This window comes from Kitasatospora sp. GP30 (assembly GCF_029892145.1).
Lineage (GTDB): Bacteria > Actinomycetota > Actinomycetes > Streptomycetales > Streptomycetaceae > Kitasatospora > Kitasatospora acidiphila.
On record NZ_JARZAH010000004.1, the window covers coordinates 287,881 to 308,390 of the forward strand.

A 20,510-nucleotide genomic window follows, 5' to 3' on the forward strand; every position below is an offset into this window, starting at 1 on the left:
CGACGCGGGGGTGTTCCGCGTTGAGGAGTGGAAGGGCGCCGGGGAAGCCCATGGTCCCCGCCGACGCGGGGGTGTTCCGAACACCGATCTCTCCACGGTCGTGCAGCAACTGTGGCCCCCGCCGACGCGGAGGTGTTCCGTCGCTCTCCTCGTCACCGGCCGCGTGGGCGAGGTGGTCCCCGCCGACGCGGGGGTGTTCCGTGGGCCGCGCTCCTGGTCGGCCTGGTCGTGCTGTGGTCCCCGCCGACGCGGGGTGTTCCGCTAAGCGGCCGGTCGGGTCTCGGGCTTGGATGACTGGATATCACAGTAATTCAGCACTACCAAGTCTCTGATCCGCACCGAAGATCCTCGGCACATACCAGCGCCGAGGAGCCCCCGTTGCCTGAGCAGTTCATGAGCGTCAAGCAGACCGCCGAGTACCTGAATATGTCCGTGGCCTGGGTTTACCGTGAAGCCGCCAGCGTCGGCCTGATGCCGTACCGGTTCGGGGCAGGACGGAACGCCAAGCTGCAGTTCAAGATCTCGGAAGTTCAGGCGTGGGTGAAGCAGCAGAGGCTGCCCGCTGCGTGAGTCAGTGACAGCAAGGCGGAGGGCCAACCCATCAGGGCTGGCCCTCCGCATTGGTCAGGCAGCGAGCCCGAGGTCGAGGACCTGGGCCGCGCGGCCGATCGAGCCGGGCATCAGGTGGCGGTAGATCTTGAAGGTGACGTCGATGCTGCGGTGGCCCATCCACTCGGCGACGTCGGTGATCGGGATGTTGTTGCCGAGGCAGTTCGAGGCGAAGAAGTGGCGCAGGCCGTACATGACCATGCCCTCGGGGAGGTCGACCAGGCCGGAGTCCTTGATCCTCCGCCACTGGTTCTCGATGGTCCACCACTGCATGGGCCGTGAGATGTCAGTAGGGCGGCGGAGGAGGTACCCGTCGACGGTCCCGTAGATGTCGGCGTACCACTCGATGGTCTGCCTGGTGTAGGCGGGCAGCGGGACATCGCGGTACTCGCCGTCCTTGCGGTGCTTCAGTCGCGCGAAGGTGTGGGTGGTGTGGTTGACCTGTTCGTGGACCCGGTATATGTCGTCCGCGACAATGTTCTTGACGTTGACGGCATACGCCTCGCCGTTGCGGAGGCCGCATCCGCTCATGAGGTCGGCCACCACGCGGAACGCGTCGTCACCTGCGGTGCGGAGCTCCTTCACCTGGTCGACCGACGGGATCACTGCCCGCTTGGGGTCGTACTGGGGCGGCTTGACGCCGTCGAGGGGGTTGTCCTCGTAGAGGCCGAGTCGGTGTGCGTCCAGCAGGATGGCCTTCAGCTTGTCGAAGGTGTTGGCCTGCGTGGCAAGGCCGGTGCCGTTGCGCTCCATGGTTCGGATGAACGCCTCGACGACCTTGTGGTCGAACGTTCCCATCCGACGACTTCCGAACTCCGGGAGCAGATGATGCGTCAGGAGCGAGTCGAGGTGCTGCAGCGAGCTCGGGCTCAGGTGCCGCTGGCCCTTCTTCCAGTCCGCGACGTACTCCGAGAACGGCATGCTGCCGTACTTCTGGATGCGCTCGGCCTTGCGCTGGCTCAGCGGTGAGTTCTTCCGGCCCTGGTACACCTCGGCGAGTCGGGTCTTCGCCTTGGTCTGGTCGCTGAAGCCGCCCTCCTCGGTCTGGCGGCCGGCTGCGTTGCGGTAGCGGATCTTGTACTCGTGCGGGCACTTGCTCCACCGCGACTCGGGGTGCTCGCACTCCTTGAAGAACGTGCCCATGCCGCGGATGAGGTTGGTGGTTGCCATGATCGGTTCGAACTCCCCGGAGTCTTGCTGACACTTTGCTGACTCCGGAGGGTGCGTCAAGCCCCTGACCTGGGATAAACCGCCAATCCCGTGGTATGTGGTGGAACTTCGTCGCCCGCTCCGGTGAGGAGATCGCCCAGGCGCGGGAGGAGTGGGAGCGGGGGGACCGGTTCGGGGATGTCCACGGGTACGCGGGGGAGCGGCTGCGGGCGCCGGAGCTGCCGGCGGTGGGGCTGAAGCCGCGAGGGAGAGTGCGCTGACCTGCGAAAAAATGTGTGATGGGGCGGCTGGCATGGGGCGGTGAGCGGCGGGTGGGTGGTTGCCGTTGAGGAGTGTCAGCGGGGCGCCCGGGACCCGTTCGCCTCGCCCGGCTGGCTCATCTGGTCAGGCCTGACTAGAACCAGAGACATGAGCACTGCCGACAAGGTCGAATCAGGCGACGAACCCGCAGGCCGGAGAGCGGCCCTCCGATGCGACCTGTGCGGAGCCCCTCCCACGAACGATCCTGAGATCTTCGCCCTGGTCCTGGATTCCTCGTTCATTCACAGCACCGACCAGAGGTTCGACGGGCAACGCTTCCTGACGTCCTGTGGCCGCGTGCACCTCGCCACCCTCGTGGAGCGATACAAGCGACGGCCGTTCATCGAGGAAGAGCTGTGGGCCGGCCAGGTCACGAGGGCGGCCGACTGGCTCAGTCACCTGCGCACCCCCTACGACCTCGAGTTCCTTGCGGAGGTCGCGTGCGTGACGCGGGACGAACTCCTCCGTGCCGCCCGCTGGACCATCGACCAGCGGGAGCGGCAACCCGCAGCCGCCGGTGCAAGCCTTCCTGGACCTACGAAGAGCGGCGCGATCCCTGGCGAGTCGGTGCGCGGGTCAGGCCCAGAAGTCGTTGCCGATGTCCAAGTCCTCGACGCATTCGTCCAGGTCGGTGACCTTCTCACCGACGATCTCGAACATGATGCCGCCGTCGGCGTCCAGCTTCTTCCCGCCCCGCTCGGCGGTGGCGTGGTGCACGGACATCACGTGGCCCCGGCCGTCGGCGAACAACTGCCGCACCTCGACCCTGAAGGATCCGGCAGTCTCGACGCCGAGCTGCTGGTAGTACCCCAGAACTGCGGTCAGCCCCTTGTGGTCGCCGGCGAGGGGGTGGCTGCCGGGGACGTGGTGGGTGACGTCCTTGGCGAGGATCTCGGATAGTGCAGTCATGTCCCCCGGGAGAAGGCGTCGTACCTCCAGCTTGTGACTGCGGCGGCGGGCCCAACGATCCGGAGCGCGAGCACTGGGCCCAGGCGCGGTGCCGATTTGCGGAGCGTTGCGGTCAGCCTGTTGCCATGCAGCAGGCCAGGGACTGGAAGGCGGTGATCTCGGAATGGACGCGGTGGGCGAGCAGGCTCACACCCTGCACCATGTGAACGAGCATCCGGTGATCGCGCAAGAGCAGGGGTGTCCCGCTGGGGCCCGTGCAGGTCAGCGGAGGGAGCCGAGTTCCGAGCCCCAGAGGTTCAGGATCGGGCCTCAGTAGCCGCCACCGCCGCCGCTGGAGCTGGCAGATGGTGAGGCCGACGCGGAGGCCGTGCTGGTGACCGCGTTGCCGCTGGGACTGACCACGTACCACAGGGCACCGAAGGCATTGACGCCCTGACCGTTGGTTTCTCCGGGCTTCGTGTCCTCGAAGAAGTAGTACAGCGGGTGGCCGTTGTAGGTCACCTGGGTCGTGTTGTCCGTTCGGGTGGTCGTTCCGACCAAGGACGCGGTCACTCCGCTGTTGTTGGGTGTCCCGGCCGTGATCTGCGGCGGCCAGTTCTGCGTACAGGGGCCGTAGCAGGTCGAGGTCGTCCCGGTATCGGCCTTGAACAAGTACAGCGTCCTGCCGGAGCCGTCGACCAGGATCTGTCCGAGTGGCGAATTCGCCGTCTTCACCGTGGCGGCTCTGCCGCTGGGAGCGGCAGAGCCGGCGGTGGTTGCCGGGGTGGTCGCGGTCGGGGTCGAGGAAGACTTGGTACCGGAACTGCTGCACCCGGAGACGCAGGCCGCAACGGCGGCCATACCGACGGCGAGGGTGATGACACGATTCATTGGCAGACCTCTTGGGCTCTGGGGATGCGGTGACGCTGGTCGACCGGACCGCCGGCGGCGAGTCTCCGAATTACGTTACGCAGCGACGCCCGACTCGCTTTCATGCGCGATCCGGCCCGCGCCGACCTTCACTCGTGCGGGTGACCAAAAAGGCAGCAGCAGCGTTCGACTGTTCAACTCGGGCGTCTATGGGTCCTGGGAGGACAGCGCTGCGGACAGGACCGATCGGCTGGATTCTGATCACACCGAAGGGCCTGCGGGCCTTCGATTTCAGAACCCTGGCACGTGGAAGCCGTCGAAGAACCACAGCGCGCTCGTGTACCAGACGACGACAACAGTCACCACCAGCGTGCCGCCTGCCAGTGGCAGCAGCCAGCCCGCCAACCGCCGAGAGCGGACGAATACCATCTTGGCCGCGAACGCTCCGTAGAAGAAGCACGCGCAGAGGGAGTGGATCGCGGCGCGAACGGGGGTGAGCTCGACTCCGTAGGTCTGAATGCAGTGGGCGGTGATGGGGAGCGTGCCCACGAACGCAAGTGCCCCGATAGCCCGGTGGGTGCGCGGGACGGCCGTTGGGACTGCCGGAACGCTCGCTGTGCCAGGAAGCCGACGGTACATCCACAGCGCCAGCACGAGCTGGACGATCGCCAGTGCGAGGATCGCCGTAGCCAGCCGGGCCTTGAGCCGGACCGCGTCCGTCAGGTGCTGCCCGAACAGCCCTGCCGCGTAATTCGGCGTGACATTGCGGCCGATCAGGAACAAGGCCAGTGTCACGGCGACAGCCAGACCGACCGCCAGCCCCAGTGCGGTGATCTGCCGGGTCCTTCGCTTCGCGTTCCCGTTCACGCCACGCCCCCCAACCGGTCGGCCGTGCGCTCGGTGGCCGTCGCTGAGGAGGATGCGAACTCGGCGTGGGCGGACTTCAGGGCGGCGTTCTCCCAGCGCAGCCGGGTGGCGAGCAGTGGCAGGTCCAGCAGGGTGAAGGCGGTGGCGGTGAGCCAGGCGCCGTGGACGAGGGGCAGGGCGGCGCCTTCGACGACGACGGCGAGGTAGTTGGGGTGGCTGAGCAGCCGGTAGGGCCCCGAGGTGACCAGGGGGAGTCCGGGGACCGCGATGACCCGCGTGTTCCAGCGCGGCCCGAGGGCGGTGATGCACCACCAGCGCAGCGCCTGGGCGCCGAGCGTCAGGGCGAGCATCGGCCAGCCGAGGGCGGCCAGGAACGGGCGGTCGGCGAGGCGGACTTCGGCCAGGCAGCCGGCCAGCAGTCCGGCGTGGAGCAGGACCATCACGGGGTAGTGGCCGCGGCCGTACTCGACACCGCCGCGCGCACGGCTCCAGGCCGCGTTGCGGCGCGCGACGGCGAGTTCGGCGAGGCGTTCGGCGGCCACCAGGAGGATCAGCAGGGTGTAGGGGAGCATCCGGGCCTACCAGCGGAGCGGGACGAGTTCGGAGCAGAAGCCCGCTCCCATGGCGAGGAGCAGACCGGGAGTGCCGGGCGGTGCCGGGCGCAGCGCGAGGGTGTCGCGCAGGATGTGCAGGAGCGAGGCGGAGAAGAGGTTGCCGACCCGGGCCAGTGAACGCCGTGTCAGTTCCAGTGCCTGGGAGTCGAGTCCGAGTGATTCGCGCAGGGCGTCCAGGGCCTTGGGCCCGCCAGGGTGGGCGACCCAGCCGGTGACGTCCGGCGGCTTCAGGTCGTGCTCGGTGAGGAAGGAGCGGACGTCCTCGCCGACGGGCAGGCGGACCAGCTCGGGCAGTTCGGCGCCGAGTGCGATCGTGAAGCCGGCGTCGCCGATGTCCCAGCCCAGCGCCCGTTCCCCGTCGGGGGGCAGGCAGATCGCCGCGAGGGCCTCGGTGATCTGGCCTTGCTCGTACCGGTACGGCGGGAGCACTCCGTGGACGGCGGCGACCCTGGTCATCGGGCAAGCATAGGCTTGATCTGAGCATTCATCATGAATAGTCTGCATTCGGCAGTTTGCCCGATATGGCATGAGGGGCGTGCACACCGCAGGGCCCGGTACGCGCCCGAAGCCCCAGCCGTGGTGTCGCGTCCAGGGGCGGGTGGGCGGGTGGGCCGGTCTGCGGACTGCCGGCCGCCTCCCGTGCCGTGTGGCTCCCGATGTCGACTCCAGGTTGTGCGACACGCAAGGGACTCGCCGGCCCTTGCTCGATGTCTGCGGCGAGAGCCCGGTCGGGCCGTCCAGGCGGATCGTGGTCACGCGCCGGCCGCAGCATCGATGACCGAGCCGACGCACCGTAGCTCCCCGGTGGTCCGGTCTGCGCTCAGCGGTGCCGCCTCTGCGGACGGGCTCCGGTGCCTCCCCGTGCGGGTGCCCGTCGATCCTCCTGGTCAGTAGCCGCCGCCCTGGCGATGGGTATGCCGATCGAGCGTTCGGTCGGCGCATGGTAGCCATGTGTAGAGGTGTCATGTACGCTGCGTTTCTGCTGGCGCGGAATGACGCGCGGGTTCGGCCGCCGCCCCGTGGGGGGAGCGTCGGCCGGACCCTGCAGCCCAGTTGGGGCCCGGTTGCCATTCTGTGGGGGAGTGGGACCGGGCCCACTGGCTGGCTTCGCTGAGCGACGTGCCGGTGCGTGGGGAGGTGGGATGCGGCTTTTGGATGGCGCGAGCGCGAGCGCGTCCGCCGGCCGTGGAGGCCGCAGCCGACCTGGCACCGGGGAGGCCGAGCCCATCCGGGGGATCGAGATGGACCGGGTGGACGTGCCGCGCGCCAGGGCCGCCGCGGGCGCGGGCGGCTGGTTCCGCGAGGTGGGTTCGTGGCCGCACAAGAGATCCTCATCGGGGGTCCGCGTGCTCGCGGGTGGCCGGGGACATCCCTGCGCCGACGGGTGACGGTCGGAAAATGCCGACCGGCAGCCGCGAGTGCCGAGGTCGGACAACGGAGCGTGATCCGCGGTGCGCCGGGTGCCGAGTCCTCATCGGGCCTGAGTGGGGGATCCTTCCGGTTGCGCGCTGCCGGGGGAGGGGGCGAGCGCGTCCGACAATTAGTTCCGCCAGAATCCGAACTTATCGGTCTCGATGTCAACTCTCGTGCCGAGAATTGGCCCCACGGTGATCCGATGGTGATCAAGGGCGGCCGGTTGCCGTATGACCGGCGATCCGGCCGGGGATCGCACGTCAGTGCTGAGCCGGCGTCATGACCCGGATGGGATCCTGGTAGACGGCGTCCAGGGCGAGCAGGGCGCCGCCCCGGGTCGTGCCGGTCAGGCCGGTGCTCGACAGGACGATCTCGCAGCCTTGGACGTTCGGGGCCATCGCACGCTCGCTGACCTGGGCAGTCACGCTCTCGATCAGGTAGTCGCCGAAGAACGCGAAGTGGCCGCCGAGAACCACCAGCCGGGGGTTGAGGATGTCGGCCAGCAGGGCGAGTCCCGGAGCGAGGTTGTCGGCGATCCGCTGCAGCGCCTCCAGCGTGCGGGCGTCCCCGGCGCCCGCCCGGCGGCGCAGCTCGGCCAGCCGCTGCTCCAGGTCGATCATCGGGTCCCAGAGCGGATCGCCGGGGTCGGCGGCGTACCGCAGCAGGGCACCGCGGCCGATGGTGGTCTCCCAGCAGCCGCGCCGGCCGCAGGCGCACAGCTGCTCGGACGGCACCAGCGGCAGGTGGCCGACCTCCCCGGCGTACCCGCCGGCGCCCCGCAGCAGTTGCCCGCCCGCGATGATGCCGACGCCGACCCCGGTCTGGCCGGTGACGAAGACGAGGTCGCGGACGTTGTCGGCGGAGGCCGTCACGTACTCGGCCAGGGCGCCGAGCTTCGCGTCGTTCTCCAGGTGCATCTCGGGGGCGCCCGGGCCCAGGCGCTCGCGCAGGCCGGCGATCGCGGGCACGTCGCGCCAGCCGATGTTGGAGGCGTAGGCGACGGTGCCGGTGTCCAGGTCGGTGGCGCCGGGGGTGGCCAGGGTGACGCCGACCACGCGCCCGCCGTCGACGCGCAGTTCCTCGATGCCCTGGGCGATGAGCCGGGCGGTGGTGTCCAGGGTGAGGTCGGGGCCGGCGGCCCGGACGTCGAAGGGGATCCGCTGCTCGGCGGTGGTCTCGCCCTTGAGGTTGAGGGCGAGCAGGCTGACGTAGTCCACGTTGATCTCGGCGCCGACGCCGTGGACGCTGCTGCCGTCGATCTCCACGGCCTGCCCGGGTCGGCCGACCGTGCCGCGGTCCCGCTCGGCCCGGCCCTCGCGGATCAGGCCGCCCTCCAGCAGTTCGGCGGTCAGGTTGGAAACCGTCGCCTTGGGCAGGCCGGTGTCCTCGGAGATGCGGGCGCGCGAGCGGGGGCCGTCGTCGCGCAGGAGGCGCAGCACCATGCCGAGGTTGGCCCGGCGCGCCGAGGAGCGGTCCCGGGCGACGGCGGGCCCCGCCATGGCCAGATTGCGTACGCCCGACCCCTGCGGTGCTGCCTTCACGGACTGCTCCTTTCGTGCGTCCACCCCCGAGATCGGCGGGGTGAGGGCTTCGTGACCTGTGGCCGAGCCCACTGGAGGCCCCCTGCCCCCGCCTCTTGACTTTAGCAGCTTTAGTTCAAACAATAACCGAACGAATTTGTCTGGGTTCCCGCTACCCCCCACCCGGGTCCGAGGAGACACACGTGAAGGCAAGACCAGTTTCGATGGCCGCCGCACTCGCGGTCGTGACGGCGGCGGCCCTCGTCGCCGGCTGTTCGTCCAGCTCCAAGGGCGGGTCCAGCGCCGCGTCGGGTCCGGTCAAGCTCGATTTCTGGGGCTGGGCGCCGGGCTACGACCAGGTGGTGGCCCAGTTCAACAAGAGCCACCCGGACATCCAGGTCACCTTCGACAAGACCGCCTCCGGCACCAAGGGCGGTTACACCAAGATGCTCACCGCTGCCAAGGCCGGCAACGCCCCGTGCCTGGCCCAGGTCGGCTACGAGACCCTGCCGAGCTTCGCCGCCGCCGGCGCCCTGGAGGACGTGACCAAGTACGCCTCCGACGCCAAGTCCCAGTTCGCCGAGTGGACCTGGAACCAGGTCAGCGTCGAGGGCCACACCTACGGGATACCGGTGGACACGGCGCCGATGGCGCTGATGTACCGCAAGGACCTGTTCGCCAAGTACGGCATTGACAAGCCGCCGGCCACCTGGGACGAGTACGCGGCCGACGCCGCCAAGGTGCACCAGGCCGACCCGAGCGTCTACCTCGGTGACTTCGGGAACGACGCCTACAACTACGCGGGCCTGGCCTGGCAGACCGGGGCCAAGTGGTTCGGCACCGGCAACGACCAGTGGCAGGTGTCCCTGAACAGCGCCGACAACCAGAAGGTCGCCACCTACTGGCAGGGCCTGCTGGACAAGAAGCTGCTCAAGACCGACCCCAGCTACGACCCCTCGCTCTACAAGGACATGGCGGACGGCAAGATCCTCTCCGACGTCAACGCCGTCTGGGACGCCCCGATCATCGCCAGCAGCGTGAAGGGCGGTGCCGGCCAGTGGGCGGTTGCGCCGATGCCCGTCTGGGGCGCGGCCAACCCGGCCTACGGCAACGACGGCGGCTCGGCCACCGCGATCCTCAAGGGCTGCGCCCACGCCAAGGAGGCCACCGAGTTCGCCACCTGGATGAGCACCGACGCCGACAGCGTCAGCAACCTCATCAAGGTCACCGGCATCTACCCGGCCGCCACCTCGGGCCTGTCCAACCCCGCGCTGTCCGCGCCGGACGCGTTCTACGGCAACCAGGTCATCTACGACGTCTTCAAGGCCGAGGCCCCCCATGTCGCCACCAGTTGGCAGTGGGGTCCGACCATGACCCAGACCGCCACGGACCTCGGCGACGGCCTCGGCAAGGCGGGCACCGGCGGCACCACCCTGCCGAACGTGCTCGCCGACGTGCAGGGCAAGACCTTGGCCGGCATGAAGCAGCAGGGTCTGACCGTCGCCGGCGGCTGACGGCCCATCGACCGGCCTCGCACCATCCCTGACCCCGACCGGTGCGGGGCCCACCTCCCACCAGCTCCACGCCGCCTGCTCCCCCGGACGGCGTGGGCTGGTCGGGCCCGGCTCGTCCGATCAACGAGAGGCAAGACCCGCATGACAACCGCCCTTGCCGGGCGGACGGCACCGCAGGACACGGGTGGCAAGCCGGCCCGGCCGACCCGGCGCGCGCGGCGCCAGGCCCGGACCGTCGCGCTGTTCCTGACCCCCTTCCTGGTGCTGTTCGCGGCGATGTACCTGGCGCCGATCGGCTACACCGTCTACCAGAGCCTCTACCGGATGCACCGCTCCGGCCTCGGCCTGTCCGCGCCCACCCAGAGCTTCGCCGGGCTCGCCAACTACGCCACCGCGCTGGGCGACAAGGACTTCCGCGGCTCGCTGCTGCGAGTGCTGCTGATCGGCGTGGTCCAGGTGCCGCTGATGCTGCTGCTGGCCCTGGCACTGGCGCTGCTGCTGGACGCCAAGTCGACGCTGTTCAAGCGCTTCTTCCGCCTCGCGTTCTTCCTGCCCTACGCCCTGCCCGGCGTGGTCGGCGCGATCATGTGGTCCTACCTGGTCGCCCCCGGCCTGAGCCCGATCACCGCCGCAGCCCACCACCTGGGCCTGCACCTGAACCTGACCTCGGACAGCATGCTCGGCCCCGTCATCGGCAACATGCTCACCTGGGGCTGGACCGGCTACAACATGCTGATCATCTACTCGGCGCTTCAGTCCATCCCGGCCGAGCTCAGCGAGGCGGCCACCATGGACGGCTGCTCGGCCCTCGCGATCGCCTGGCGCATCAAGGTGCCCATGGTCCGCCCGGCCCTGGTGCTCACCACGGTGTTCTCCATCATCGGCACCGCCCAGCTCTACAACGAGCCCGCCATCCTGCACAACGTCGCCCCCAACCTGCCCAGCACCTACACCCCGATCTACGCCGCCTACGACGCCGTGGACGCCAACAACTTCAACGCGGCCGCCGCCGAGTCGGTCATCCTCGCGCTGCTCGCGTTCGTGCTCTCCTTCGGCTTCCTCAAGCTCGTCCAGCGCCGCGGAGCCGCCCTGTGAGCACCACGACACCCACCCGGCCAAGCGTCTCGGGCACGTCCCGGACGAACCGTCAGCCCGTCTCGCGCTGGCTGGTGCTCGGCGTGCTGCTGCTCGCCTCGGTCTACTTCCTCGCACCCGTCTGGTGGCTGCTGGTCTCCTCCACGAAGACCAGTAGCGACCTCTTCAGCGGCAACGGCTTCTGGTTCGGCCACTTCGCCCTGTTCGGCAACCTGCACGAGGTGTTCACCCACGACGGCGGCATCTACTGGCAGTGGCTGGGCAACAGCGCGATCTACGCCGTCGGGGGAGCGGGCGTCAGCACCCTGATCTCCGCCATGGCGGGCTACGCGCTGGCCAAGTACACGTTCCGCGGGCGGGAGTTCACCTTCAGCACGGTCCTCGCGGCCGTGCTCGTTCCGCAGCCGCTGCTCGCCGTACCGCTCTACCTGATGTTCTCCCAGCTGCACCTGGTCAACACCTACTGGGCGGTCCTGCTGCCCAGCATGGTCAGCCCGTTCGGCGTCTACCTGGCGCGCATCTACGCCGCGTCCTCGGTGCCCGACGAGATCATCGAGGCAGGCCGGATCGACGGCGCGGGCGAACTGCGCATCTTCGCCACCATCTCGCTGCGGGTGATGGGCCCCGCGTTGGTCACCATCTTCCTGTTCCAGTTCGTGTCGATCTGGACCAACTACCTGCTGCCCGTACTGATGCTCGCCGACGACCACCTCCAGCCGGTCACCGTCGGCGTGGTCGGCTGGCAGGCCCAGCGCGCCATCGGCCCCTCGGCCGTGCCGTTCAACATCGTGATCACCGCGGCCATGGTCTCCGCCATCCCGCTGGTCATCCTGTTCCTGTCCCTGCAACGCTTCTGGCGCTCCGGCCTGACCGCCGGCAGCGTCAAATGAGGAGGCCAGGCGTGCCCGCCCGGTACCATCTGCGATTCCAGCTCCACCCCGGCCCGGACACCGCCGAACACGCCGCCGAACTCGCCGCGTTCTGCCGGGAGGCGGGCATCGACGAGGCCGTCCTGCTGCTGGGGGCCGAGGAGTTGTACGCGGGCCATCCCTTCGGCACGGCCGAGGACCGCCTGTACGACACGGCGGCGACGGCCGCCAAGATCCTGGGCGACGCCGGGCTCGGCATCAGTCTCAACCCCTGGGTCACCGCAGGTCACGCCGACCGTGGCCGCACCGACCGCCTCGGCTTCGCGCCCGTGGTCGGCCCGGACGGCACGGTCGCCGCCAGCCAGGCCTCCTTCGCCTGCCCGCGCTGGCGCGCCTGGATCGCCGCCCACTACGCGCGGTACGCCGACCTGGGTTTCCGGGTGCTGTGGCTGGAGGACGACTTCCGCTACCACAACCACGCGCCGCTCCCGTGGGGCGGCGGCTTCGAGCCGCTGATGCTGGAGCGGTTCGCACGGCTTGCCGGGGAGGAGGTGACCCGAGAGCAGCTGGTCGCCGCCATCACCGCGCCTGGGGAGCCGCACCCGTGGCGGGCGCTGCTGCAACGGGTCTGGCGGACCGCCCAGTTGGAGGCCGCCGCAGAGGTGGCCGCAGCCGTTGCGGAGCGCTCGGGCGGGCGCACGCAGCTGGGCCTGATGAGCTCCGAACCGGGGGTGCACTCGGTGGAGGGCCGCGACTGGCGGGCCCTGTTCGAGGCACTCGGCATCGACCGGCAGGTCTCGCACCGGCCGCACTTCGCCCGCTACGGCGACGCTCCCGGGCGTGAACTCAGCTTCTCCGTCTGGATGCTGGAGCTCCAGCGGGCGCTGCGGCCGCGCCACGTGCGCAGCGAGCCGGAGATCGAGAACTGGCCGCACACCGCCTGGTCCAAGTCCGACACGCAGACCTGGTCGGAACTGGTCGCCGCCCAACTCGCCGGCTCGCACGCGATGTTCCTCAACGTCCACCCGATGCAGTCCGGCCGCGCCCAGCGCTTCCCCCGGGTCGCCGACATGCTGCGGCGCTCCCGACCGGCGCTCGACTGGCTCGCCGAGCGGCAGCCGGGCGAACCGCACACCCACGGCGTCGGTTTGGCCGTGCACCAGGGCGCCGCCGCCCAGGTGCGCACGACGCGCGGCGGCGACCTCGCCGAACTGGCCGTCGACCCGGGCCCCGCCGCGGACTTCCTGCTGCGCTACGGCGTCCCGGTCACCGCCGAGGACGCCCCGGTCCGGGTGCTGTTCGGGCAGCTCGCCTGGGCCTTCGACGACGACGAGCTGCGCCGGATGCTCGCCGGTGGCCTGCTGCTGGACGGCACCGCCGCGCACATCCTCACCCAGCGCGGGTTCGCCGAGCTGATCGGCGCCACCGTCGCCGAGCTCGCCGGCCGGGAGGAACCCTCCGCGTCGGGCCCGTACGCGCTGGAGCAGGTGGTCCGGCCGTCCGACGAGGGCCGGGGAGCCTTCCTCAGCGTCAACGTCCAGCCCGCTCTGGCCCGCCTGCTGCCCGCCACCGACGCCGAGGTATGGACCGAGATCCTCACCCCGGACCGACAGACGTGGGGCGCGGGTCGGTATGTCTTCACCAATGAACTCGGGGGCCGAGTCGGCGTGTTGGCGGCTACTGCCGTCGAGCTGCTGCCGTTCGACGACGACGGGCAGCGCCTGGTGCATGCCATGGTCCGCTATCTGGAAGGCGAGACGCCGACCCTGCCGCTGGTCACCGGTGGACCGCACCTGATCCCGCATCTGACCCGCACCGACGACGGCTGGAGTCTGGCGGTCGCCAACGGCAGCGCCGACCCGGCACGGCCGCGCGTGGTCCTGCCCGGCGGGTGGGACAGCACCGTCTCCACGCTGCTCGCCCCGCTCGCCGAGCCCGTTGCCGCGCTCGCGACCGTCGACGGTCCGACGCTGGAGCTCGGCCAGGACCTGCCGCACCGCGGTTGGCTGGTCGTCGACTGGCATTAGCGGCTCCGGGACTTCTCGTCGAGGAGCCTCCCGAGCGGGTTCCCTGTCAGGCCCGCCGTGGAGCCTGGCAGGCCTGGCCGCACCCTGGTCGTCGGGGTGCGGCCAGGCCCGCTGTGCGATGTCGATCCATCCGCCGGGCTACCCGCGGCGCACGTCGATCTGGATGACGTCGATGCGGTCCCGCTGGCTCAGGAGGTCGAGCAAGTGCGGCAACCGCTGAGCCTTGAGCCTGGCGAGCTCCTCTGCGGATTGATCACAAGTGCTTGATTGGGCTATAAAACGAGCATCAATGAACGTGTGATGCGCACTATGCGCCAGAAGGAGACCGAGATGAGCCACGTCGAGCAGGAGATCGCCAGCCAGCCGGAGTGCTGGCGCCGGGCACTGGAACTGGCGCCCGCCGGTCTGCCGGAGAAGGGCGAGCGGGTCGCCGTCATCGGCTGCGGCACCTCGCTGTACATCGCCCAGGCCTACGCGTCGCTGCGCGAGCGCGCCGGCCTCGGGGAGACCGACCCGTTCGCCGCCTCCGAGTTCCCGGCGGACCGCCGCTACGACCGGGTGGTGGCCATCACCCGCTCCGGCACCACCACCGAGGTGCTCGCCGCCCTCGCGCAGGCCCGGGCGGCCGGCATCGCCACCACGGCGATCACCGGTGACCTCGCCACGCCGATCAGCTCGGCCGCCGACACGGTGATCGACCTCGAGTTCGCGGATGAGAAGTCCGTCGTGCAGACCCGGTTCGCCACCACCGCCCTGGTGCTGCTGCGCGCCCACCTGGGTCTGGTGCCGGCCGACCTGCCCGAGCAGGCCGAGCGCGCGGTGACCGCAGAGCTGCCCGAAGGCGCCGCCGAGGCAGGCCAGTTCACCTTCCTCGGCACCGGCTGGACCGTCGGTGTCGCCAACGAGGCGGCCCTCAAGATCCGTGAGGCGTCGGGTAGTTGGACCGAGTCCTACCCGGCCATGGAGTACCGGCACGGCCCGATCAGCGTCACCGGCCCGAACAGTGTCACCTGGTTCTTCGGCGAGCCACCGACCGGCCTGCTCGACCAGGTCCTGGCGACCGGCGCCATCGCGTCCGTCTCCGACCTCGACCCGCTGGCCGACCTGATCCGCGCCCAGCGCCTGGCCGTCGAGTTGGCCAAGGGCCGCGGCCTGGACCCCGACCAGCCGCGCAATCTCACCCGCTCGATCGTGCTGCCCCAGCCGTGACAGCCACCGCCACGACCATCGCCCTCGACATCGGCGGCACCTACATCAAGGGTGGCGTCGCCGGGCCCGACGGCATCCTGCGGCACACCGAGCGCTGGTTCACCGGCGCCGACCGTGGCCCGGACGCCGTCCTGGAGACCGTGATCGCGGCGGCCGCCCAACTCGTGCGGGAGCACCGCCCGTCGGCGGCGGGCATCGCCGCGCCGGGCATCGTCGACGAACTCGCCGGCGTGTCGGTCCTCGCCGCCAACCTCGGTTGGCGGCATCTGCCGGTGCGCGGCTGGCTCACCGACGAGCTGGGCCTGCCGGTAGCGCTCGGACACGATGTGCGGGCCGGCGGCCTGGCCGAGGCCCGGCTCGGCGCCGGACGCGGCAGCCGCAACTTCCTGTTCGTCCCCGTCGGCACCGGCATCGCCGCGGCCCACATGGTCGACGGGTACGCACAGATCGGCAGCCACAGCCGGGCCGGCGAACTCGGCCACCTGGTGGTCCGGCCCGGCGGCGAAGCCTGCCCGTGCGGTGGCCGCGGCTGCCTGGAGACCATCGCCTCCGCCGCCGCCATCGCCCGCCGCTACGCCCACGCCACCGGGGAGACGGACGCCACCGCCAAGGACGTCGGCGAACGCGCCGCCGCCGGCGATCCGGCCGCCGCCACCGTCTGGCGCGAGGCCATCGAGGCCCTCGCCGACGGACTGGCGGCCGCCATCACGCTGCTCGACCCCGAACGCATCGTCATCGGTGGCGGCCTCGCCCGCGCCGGCGAGCCGTACTTCGCCCCGCTGCGCGCGGCCGTGGCCGAGCGGCTCAGCTTCCAGACGATGCCGCAGATCGTGCCGGCCGAACTCGGCCACCAGGCCGGCTGCCAGGGTGCCGCCCTGCTCGCCCACGACCTGCTGGACGAAGACGGAACGGCCGCCCCGTGATCCTGACCGTCACACTCAACGCCGCCCTCGACATCACCTACCACGTCGACCGGTTGCGCCCGCAGGGCAGCAACCGGGTGCACACGGTGGCCGAGCGGGCGGGCGGCAAAGGCGTCAACGTCTCCCGGGTGCTGCATGCGCTCGGCCACCGGACCGTCGTCACAGGCCTCGCCGGCGGCGCGGCCGGGAGCGCGCTGCGGCGCGAACTCGCCACCGCCCGGCTGCCCGAACAGCTGCTGCTGATCGACGGCGAGAGCCGCCGCACGGTGGCCGTGGTCGACGAGAGCGCAGGCGACACCACGATCCTGCTCGAACCCGGCCCAGTGGTCCGGCCCGACGAGTGGGAGCGGCTGCTGGAGCACCTCGACCGGCTGCTGCAGGGTGCCGCGGCCGTCGTGTTCTCCGGCAGCCTGCCACGCGGCGTACCCGAGGACGCGTACGCCCAACTCGTCCGTCTCGCAGCCGGGCACCGGGTGCCGGCGGTGCTGGACGCCGACGGCGCCGCCCTGCGTTCGGCGCTGCCGGCCGGCCCCGCACTGATCAAACCCAACGCCGACGAGCTCGCCGCCACCACCGGGCTCGCCGACCCGGTCGCCGCGGCGCAGGCCCTGTTGGCCGCCGGGGCCGAGGCGGTCGTCGCCTCCCTCGGCCCGGACGGCCTCATCGCCGTGACCCCGCAAGGGAGTTGGCAGGCCAGGCCGCCCGAGCGGCTGGCCGGCAACCCCACCGGAGCAGGCGACGCCGCCGTGGCGGCACTCACCGTCGGCCTGGTCGCCGGTGCGGCCTGGCCCGAACGGCTGGCCGACGCCGTGGCGCTGTCCGCGGCCACCGTCGCCGCTCCCCTGGCCGGCGACTTCGACCTCGACGTCCTCCGCCGGCTGCGGCCACTGGTCGACGTCGGCCCGCTCAGCGAACCAAGGAGCCCGTGATGCCCCTGACCGGAACCGGCGCCATCGTCACCCCCGCGGCGAGCGCCGCGCGCGGTGTCGGCGCGTTCAACGTCATCCAGCTCGAACACGCCCAGGCCATCGTGGCCGGCGCCGAAGCCGCCGGCGCCCCGGTGATTCTGCAGCTGAGCGAGAACGCCGTCCGCTACCACGGCGGCCTCGCACCGATAGCCGCCGCGACGCTGGCCACCGCCCGCGCCGCCGCCGTTCCCGTCGCGGTCCACCTCGACCACGCCACCAGCGCCGACCTGGTCGGCGAGGCCGTCGAACTCGGCTTCTCCTCCGTCATGTTCGACGCCTCCGCCCTCGACTACGAGGACAACGTGCGCACCACCGCCGAGGTCACCGCGCGCTGCCACGCGGCCGGCGTCTGGGTGGAGGCCGAGCTCGGCAAGGTCGGCGGCAAGGACGGCGTTCACGCCCCCGGTGCCCGTACCGACCCCGGGGAGGCGGCCGCGTTCGTCGCCGCCACCGGCGTGGACGCGCTCGCCGTGGCGGTGGGCACCTCGCACGCGATGCTGACCCGCGACGCCGCCCTCGACTTCGACCTCATCACCGCGCTGCGCGACGCCGTCCCCGTGCCGCTGGTCCTGCACGGCTCGTCCGGCGTGGCCGACGAGCACCTGACCCGGGCGGTCGACCACGGCATGACCAAGGTGAACATCGCCACCCACCTCAACCAGGTCTTCACCTCGGCCGTCCGCCAAACCCTCGATGACAACGCCAAGTTGGTGGACACCCGCCGCTACCTTGGCGCCGGCCGCACCGCCATGGCCGCCGAAGTCACCCGCCTGCTCGGTGTGTTGAAGGCCGGCGTGACAGGCTGACAGCCGCCGCGCGGGTGGCAGCCCAGTGGGCCGCGGCGGCGAAGGCTGAGCTCGACCACCCGTGAGCGCCCGTGTCCATCAGGCAGACGCAGATTCAGGGGGACCGCGGGTCGCGCAGGGCCGCTCTGTCCGCTGCGGCCATATCACATAGCGTTCCTCGTTGGCGTGCTTTGCCTGGGACATAACTGGTTCGGATGACTCCCTGGGTGATCGGTTCCCTGTCGGGGCATCGTCACTGATGCTTGCGGGTGCCGTGCGGCGGTAAGCCGCCGTAGCCGTGCCTTCGGGGAGGTGGGGGAGTCGTGTCAGCAGACGAGAGTGCGGGAACGCGCGCCGAACGGGGGACCGAGGCGGTCCAACTCCTGGCCGGTGTCATCGATGTGGGACTGGAACAGGCCGAGGGGCTGCTGCGCCGGATGCGCGGCCTGCTCGGCCGCTCCGACCTGCACGAGGTGGCAGCGGACGGGCAGGAGGAGTTGCGGGCACGCGGCGAACTGCTGCTGGGCCGTCTCGCCCCCGCCTCCGAGTCCCACCTGGAGGCCGTGGCACGGCGCGCGGCAGCCTCCCGCCGAAGCTCTCCCGATGCCTGAGCTGCCACCGGGCCCGGCGCTCAAGTCGCGGGTCGACGAGGTCCTTGGCCGCTTCGTCCGGGAGGAGACCGAGCTGCTGGTCGCCATCGACGCCCAGCTGAAGCCGGTGGCAGAGCAGTTACGCGCGGCCGTGGCGGAGGGCAAGCGGTTGCGCGCCGCGTTCGCCTACTGGGGCTGGCGGGCCTCGGGCCAACCGGACAGCACCGCGATGGTGCGGGCCGCGGCGGCGATGGAGCTGGTGCACGCGGCGGCCGTGGTCCACGACGACCTGATCGACGACAGCCCGATCCGCCGCGGCGTACCCACCGCGCACCTGGCCCTGCGCCACGCGGTCGCTGACGCGCCGGGGCGCGAGGCCCAGGGCAGGTCACTGGCGATGCTGGTCGGCGATCTGCTGATGTCCTGGGCCGGGCAGCTGTTCGCCACCTGCGGGCTGCCCGCCGCCTACCTGGCACGGGCCCGCCCCCTGTGGGCCACACTCGCCCGCGAACTGATCGCCGGGGAGTGCATGGAGATCCTGCGCACCCGGTCAACGCCCAGCGCGGAGAGCTCACTTGAGGTCATCCGCTACAAGACCGCGAAGTACACCGTGGAACACCCCCTGCACCTGGGCGGCCGCCTCGCCGGCGCACCGCCCGCACTACTGGAGGCCTTCACCGCCTACGGGGTGCCGCTGGGCGAGGCGTTCCAGCTTCGCGACGACCTGCTCGGCGTCTTCGGCGACCCGCAGCGCACCGGTAAGTCCAACCTGGACGACCTCGTCGGCGCCAAACCCACCGCATTGCTCGCCCACGCCCTCACCGGTGCGACACCCTCCGACCGCGCACACCTGCGGGCCAGGCTGGGCCGAGACGACCTCAAGTCGGCGGAACTGGACCAGCTGCGGGAGATCATGGAGCGCTCCGGGGCGCGTGCCCGCGTCGAGGAGATGATCGCCCAACGAGCGCTGGCCGCCCGCACCGCACTTGAGCGGGCAGCCCTCCCGCCGCAGGCAGCCGGCGCCCTGTCCGACCTGATCGCCGCGGCGACCGCCCGAACGTCCTGACACCGCAGAGACCGAGCAGACACCGAACGAGGGGGCACACCCATGACCGTGACACCCGAAGCGATGGACGCCCTGCGCCTGACGGGTGACCCGCTGGCCGATGCCGTGGTGGACGAGCTGTTCGAGCGCGGTGACACCGGCAAGTTCAACACCCTGATGCGCTGGTTCGCCCAGAGCGGCCAGCCGCTGCCCGACGACGTCCCCGAGGAGGCCCGCGACTACCTGCACACCACCGCCACCCCACCCGACTGGGTCGACTGGGACCGGATGGAGAAGGCCAGGCTGTTCTTCATCCGCAACAACGTCCACATCTCCACCGCGCTGTCCTTCGCCTCGATGCCCGCCTGCTACGTCGTCCCGCACGTCGCCCGCCTGCTCAGCGCCACCCACTCACTCGACTACCCCTCCAAGCGGATGGCCGAGACCGGCCAGTTCACCCTCTACCTGATGCGGCCCGACGCCTTCGAAGCCGGCGGCAGGTTCATCCCGGCCGCCCAGAAGGTCCGCCTGCTGCACGCCTCCATCCGCCACCACCTGCGCCGCGAGAACCTCTGGGACGAAGCCGCCCTCGGCGTGCCGATCTGCCAGGAGGACATGATCGGCGGGCAGATGATGTTCTCCATCCAGGTGCTGGACGCCCTGCACCGGATGGGCATCCACATCTCCAACGAGGGCGCCGAGGCCTACTTCTACGCCTGGCGCGTGGTCGGCGCGATCCTCGGTGTCGACCCGCAGGCCGCCCCCGCCGACCTGGCCGAGGCGCGCGACTTCTCCGACCTCTACATGGCCCGCCACATGGGCCCGTCCGACGAAGGCGTCAAGCTCACCCGCCAACTCATCGACCTGTACGAGCAGGTCGTCCCCGGCACCCTGCTCGACCCGGTCGTCCCCGCCCTGATCCGCTACCTGGTCGGTGACACCTGCGCCGACTGGCTCCAAGTACCGCGCTCCACCTGGGACAAGGCCATCACCCTCGCCCCCACCCTGCTCGGCATCCTCGAACGCATCGAGGACTCCTCCCCCCTCGGAGCCTGGGCACTGGACCGCCTCGGCGACCTCACCACCCGCTTCGAACTCAGCTCCCTCACCCGCGGCCGCGTCATGCAGTACGCCATCCCCGAGCACCTCCACGACGAACACGGCGTCACCTCCACCAAACACCGCACCGACCCCTGGACCCCACCCCCGCTCTCCACCCGACTCCGTGGCTGAG

At 70.8% G+C, this 20,510-nt stretch carries 19 protein-coding genes, 1 pseudogene and 1 CRISPR repeat array (1 of these 21 running past the window's edge); of the genes and pseudogenes, 13 read left to right on the forward strand and 7 right to left on the reverse strand.

Annotated elements, in window-relative coordinates:
• Positions 1-262: a CRISPR direct-repeat array (repeat unit 29 nt; unit sequence ATGGTCCCCGCCGACGCGGGGGTGTTCCG) (it extends 498 nt beyond the left edge of the window).
• Between the two features lie 116 nt (positions 263-378).
• The gene (locus P3T35_RS09380; RefSeq protein ID WP_101383848.1) at positions 379-570 is read left to right on the forward strand and encodes a helix-turn-helix domain-containing protein; all 192 of its coding nucleotides are present in this window, start codon (positions 379-381) and stop codon (positions 568-570) included.
• 54 nt (positions 571-624) lie between these two features.
• Here P3T35_RS09380 and P3T35_RS09385 read toward each other — a convergent pair whose 3' ends face one another.
• Positions 625-1,779, reverse strand: coding sequence for a tyrosine-type recombinase/integrase (locus tag P3T35_RS09385; protein ID WP_280704972.1), 1,155 nt, complete (start codon positions 1,777-1,779; stop codon positions 625-627).
• A gap of 95 nt (positions 1,780-1,874) precedes the next feature.
• On the opposite strand from P3T35_RS09385, the pseudogene P3T35_RS09390 reads away from it, so the two are divergent.
• A pseudogene (locus P3T35_RS09390) lies at positions 1,875-2,039 on the forward strand (pirin-like C-terminal cupin domain-containing protein); the annotation flags it as partial.
• A gap of 616 nt (positions 2,040-2,655) precedes the next feature.
• Here P3T35_RS09390 and P3T35_RS09395 read toward each other — a convergent pair.
• From P3T35_RS09395 to P3T35_RS09420, 6 genes are all read right to left on the reverse strand, one after another.
• Positions 2,656-2,988: a nuclear transport factor 2 family protein gene (locus tag P3T35_RS09395; RefSeq protein ID WP_101383850.1), complete on the reverse strand. Its 333-nt coding sequence runs from the start codon at positions 2,986-2,988 to the stop codon at positions 2,656-2,658.
• 309 nt (positions 2,989-3,297) lie between these two features.
• Positions 3,298-3,858 carry a hypothetical protein gene (locus tag P3T35_RS09400; RefSeq protein ID WP_101383851.1) on the reverse strand — a complete coding sequence of 187 codons (561 nt, stop codon included), beginning with the start codon at positions 3,856-3,858 and terminating at the stop codon, positions 3,298-3,300.
• A gap of 270 nt (positions 3,859-4,128) precedes the next feature.
• Positions 4,129-4,704 (reverse strand): DUF6529 family protein, encoded by a 576-nt coding sequence (locus tag P3T35_RS09405; protein WP_280704974.1) that lies wholly within the window; start codon positions 4,702-4,704, stop codon positions 4,129-4,131.
• Positions 4,701-5,276: an isoprenylcysteine carboxylmethyltransferase family protein gene (locus tag P3T35_RS09410; protein WP_101383852.1), complete on the reverse strand. Its 576-nt coding sequence runs from the start codon at positions 5,274-5,276 to the stop codon at positions 4,701-4,703. The genes P3T35_RS09405 and P3T35_RS09410 overlap by 4 nt, the downstream gene beginning before the upstream one ends.
• 6 nt (positions 5,277-5,282) lie before the next feature.
• Entirely contained in the window at positions 5,283-5,774 is a 492-nt protein-coding gene (locus tag P3T35_RS09415; RefSeq protein WP_280704976.1) for a 3-oxoacyl-[acyl-carrier-protein] synthase III C-terminal domain-containing protein, read from the reverse strand.
• 1,217 nt (positions 5,775-6,991) lie between these two features.
• Positions 6,992-8,272 carry an ROK family transcriptional regulator gene (locus P3T35_RS09420; protein ID WP_218976738.1) on the reverse strand — a complete coding sequence of 427 codons (1,281 nt, stop codon included), beginning with the start codon at positions 8,270-8,272 and terminating at the stop codon, positions 6,992-6,994.
• A 182-nt stretch (positions 8,273-8,454) separates the two neighbouring features.
• Between P3T35_RS09420 and P3T35_RS09425 the strand changes: the two genes are divergently transcribed.
• The 11 genes from P3T35_RS09425 to P3T35_RS09475 all read left to right on the forward strand — a co-directional run bounded on the left by P3T35_RS09425 (position 8,455) and on the right by P3T35_RS09475 (position 20,509).
• Complete coding sequence (locus P3T35_RS09425) at positions 8,455-9,765, forward strand: sugar ABC transporter substrate-binding protein (RefSeq protein ID WP_280704977.1); 1,311 nt, start codon at positions 8,455-8,457, stop codon at positions 9,763-9,765.
• Positions 9,766-9,906: 141 nt separating this feature from the next.
• Positions 9,907-10,860 (forward strand): sugar ABC transporter permease, encoded by a 954-nt coding sequence (locus P3T35_RS09430; RefSeq protein WP_101383855.1) that lies wholly within the window; start codon positions 9,907-9,909, stop codon positions 10,858-10,860.
• A complete protein-coding gene (locus P3T35_RS09435) occupies positions 10,857-11,750 on the forward strand; it encodes a carbohydrate ABC transporter permease (protein WP_101383856.1) in 894 nt (297 codons plus the stop codon). The genes P3T35_RS09430 and P3T35_RS09435 overlap by 4 nt, the downstream gene beginning before the upstream one ends.
• An 11-nt stretch (positions 11,751-11,761) precedes the next feature.
• A complete protein-coding gene (locus P3T35_RS09440; protein WP_101383857.1) occupies positions 11,762-13,756 on the forward strand; it encodes a hypothetical protein in 1,995 nt (664 codons plus the stop codon).
• A 330-nt stretch (positions 13,757-14,086) separates the two neighbouring features.
• On the forward strand, positions 14,087-14,965 hold the full coding sequence (locus tag P3T35_RS09445) for an SIS domain-containing protein (protein WP_101385487.1): 879 nt from the start codon (positions 14,087-14,089) through the stop codon (positions 14,963-14,965).
• The gene (locus P3T35_RS09450) at positions 14,962-15,888 is read left to right on the forward strand and encodes an ROK family protein (protein WP_280704978.1); all 927 of its coding nucleotides are present in this window, start codon (positions 14,962-14,964) and stop codon (positions 15,886-15,888) included. The genes P3T35_RS09445 and P3T35_RS09450 overlap by 4 nt, the downstream gene beginning before the upstream one ends.
• Entirely contained in the window at positions 15,885-16,817 is a 933-nt protein-coding gene (locus P3T35_RS09455; RefSeq protein ID WP_101383858.1) for a 1-phosphofructokinase family hexose kinase, read from the forward strand. The genes P3T35_RS09450 and P3T35_RS09455 overlap by 4 nt, the downstream gene beginning before the upstream one ends.
• Positions 16,817-17,662 (forward strand): class II fructose-bisphosphate aldolase, encoded by an 846-nt coding sequence (locus tag P3T35_RS09460; RefSeq protein WP_101383859.1) that lies wholly within the window; start codon positions 16,817-16,819, stop codon positions 17,660-17,662. Before P3T35_RS09455 ends, P3T35_RS09460 begins: the two co-directional genes overlap by 1 nt.
• Before the next feature lie 302 nt (positions 17,663-17,964).
• Positions 17,965-18,252: a hypothetical protein gene (locus P3T35_RS09465; protein ID WP_101383860.1), complete on the forward strand. Its 288-nt coding sequence runs from the start codon at positions 17,965-17,967 to the stop codon at positions 18,250-18,252.
• Entirely contained in the window at positions 18,245-19,297 is a 1,053-nt protein-coding gene (locus P3T35_RS09470) for a polyprenyl synthetase family protein (protein WP_101383861.1), read from the forward strand. Before P3T35_RS09465 ends, P3T35_RS09470 begins: the two co-directional genes overlap by 8 nt.
• 42 nt (positions 19,298-19,339) lie before the next feature.
• Positions 19,340-20,509, forward strand: a complete 1,170-nt coding sequence (locus tag P3T35_RS09475) for an oxygenase MpaB family protein (RefSeq protein ID WP_101383862.1) — start codon at positions 19,340-19,342, stop codon at positions 20,507-20,509.
• Position 20,510: the final 1 nt, after the last annotated feature.

Excerpts from the sequence above, each read along its gene's own strand:
- P3T35_RS09385 (WP_280704972.1), bottom strand. The coding sequence starts at position 1,779 with ATGGCAACCACCAACCTCATCCGCGGCATGGGCACGTTCTTCAAGGAG.
- P3T35_RS09395 (WP_101383850.1), bottom strand. The coding sequence starts at position 2,988 with ATGACTGCACTATCCGAGATCCTCGCCAAGGACGTCACCCACCACGTC.
- P3T35_RS09400 (WP_101383851.1), bottom strand. The coding sequence starts at position 3,858 with ATGAATCGTGTCATCACCCTCGCCGTCGGTATGGCCGCCGTTGCGGCC.
- P3T35_RS09410 (WP_101383852.1), bottom strand. The coding sequence starts at position 5,276 with ATGCTCCCCTACACCCTGCTGATCCTCCTGGTGGCCGCCGAACGCCTC.
- P3T35_RS09415 (WP_280704976.1), bottom strand. The coding sequence starts at position 5,774 with ATGACCAGGGTCGCCGCCGTCCACGGAGTGCTCCCGCCGTACCGGTAC.
- P3T35_RS09430 (WP_101383855.1), top strand. The coding sequence starts at position 9,907 with ATGACAACCGCCCTTGCCGGGCGGACGGCACCGCAGGACACGGGTGGC.
- P3T35_RS09445 (WP_101385487.1), top strand. The coding sequence starts at position 14,087 with ATGAGCCACGTCGAGCAGGAGATCGCCAGCCAGCCGGAGTGCTGGCGC.
- P3T35_RS09460 (WP_101383859.1), top strand. The coding sequence starts at position 16,817 with ATGCCCCTGACCGGAACCGGCGCCATCGTCACCCCCGCGGCGAGCGCC.
- P3T35_RS09470 (WP_101383861.1), top strand. The coding sequence starts at position 18,245 with ATGCCTGAGCTGCCACCGGGCCCGGCGCTCAAGTCGCGGGTCGACGAG.
- P3T35_RS09475 (WP_101383862.1), top strand. The coding sequence starts at position 19,340 with ATGACCGTGACACCCGAAGCGATGGACGCCCTGCGCCTGACGGGTGAC.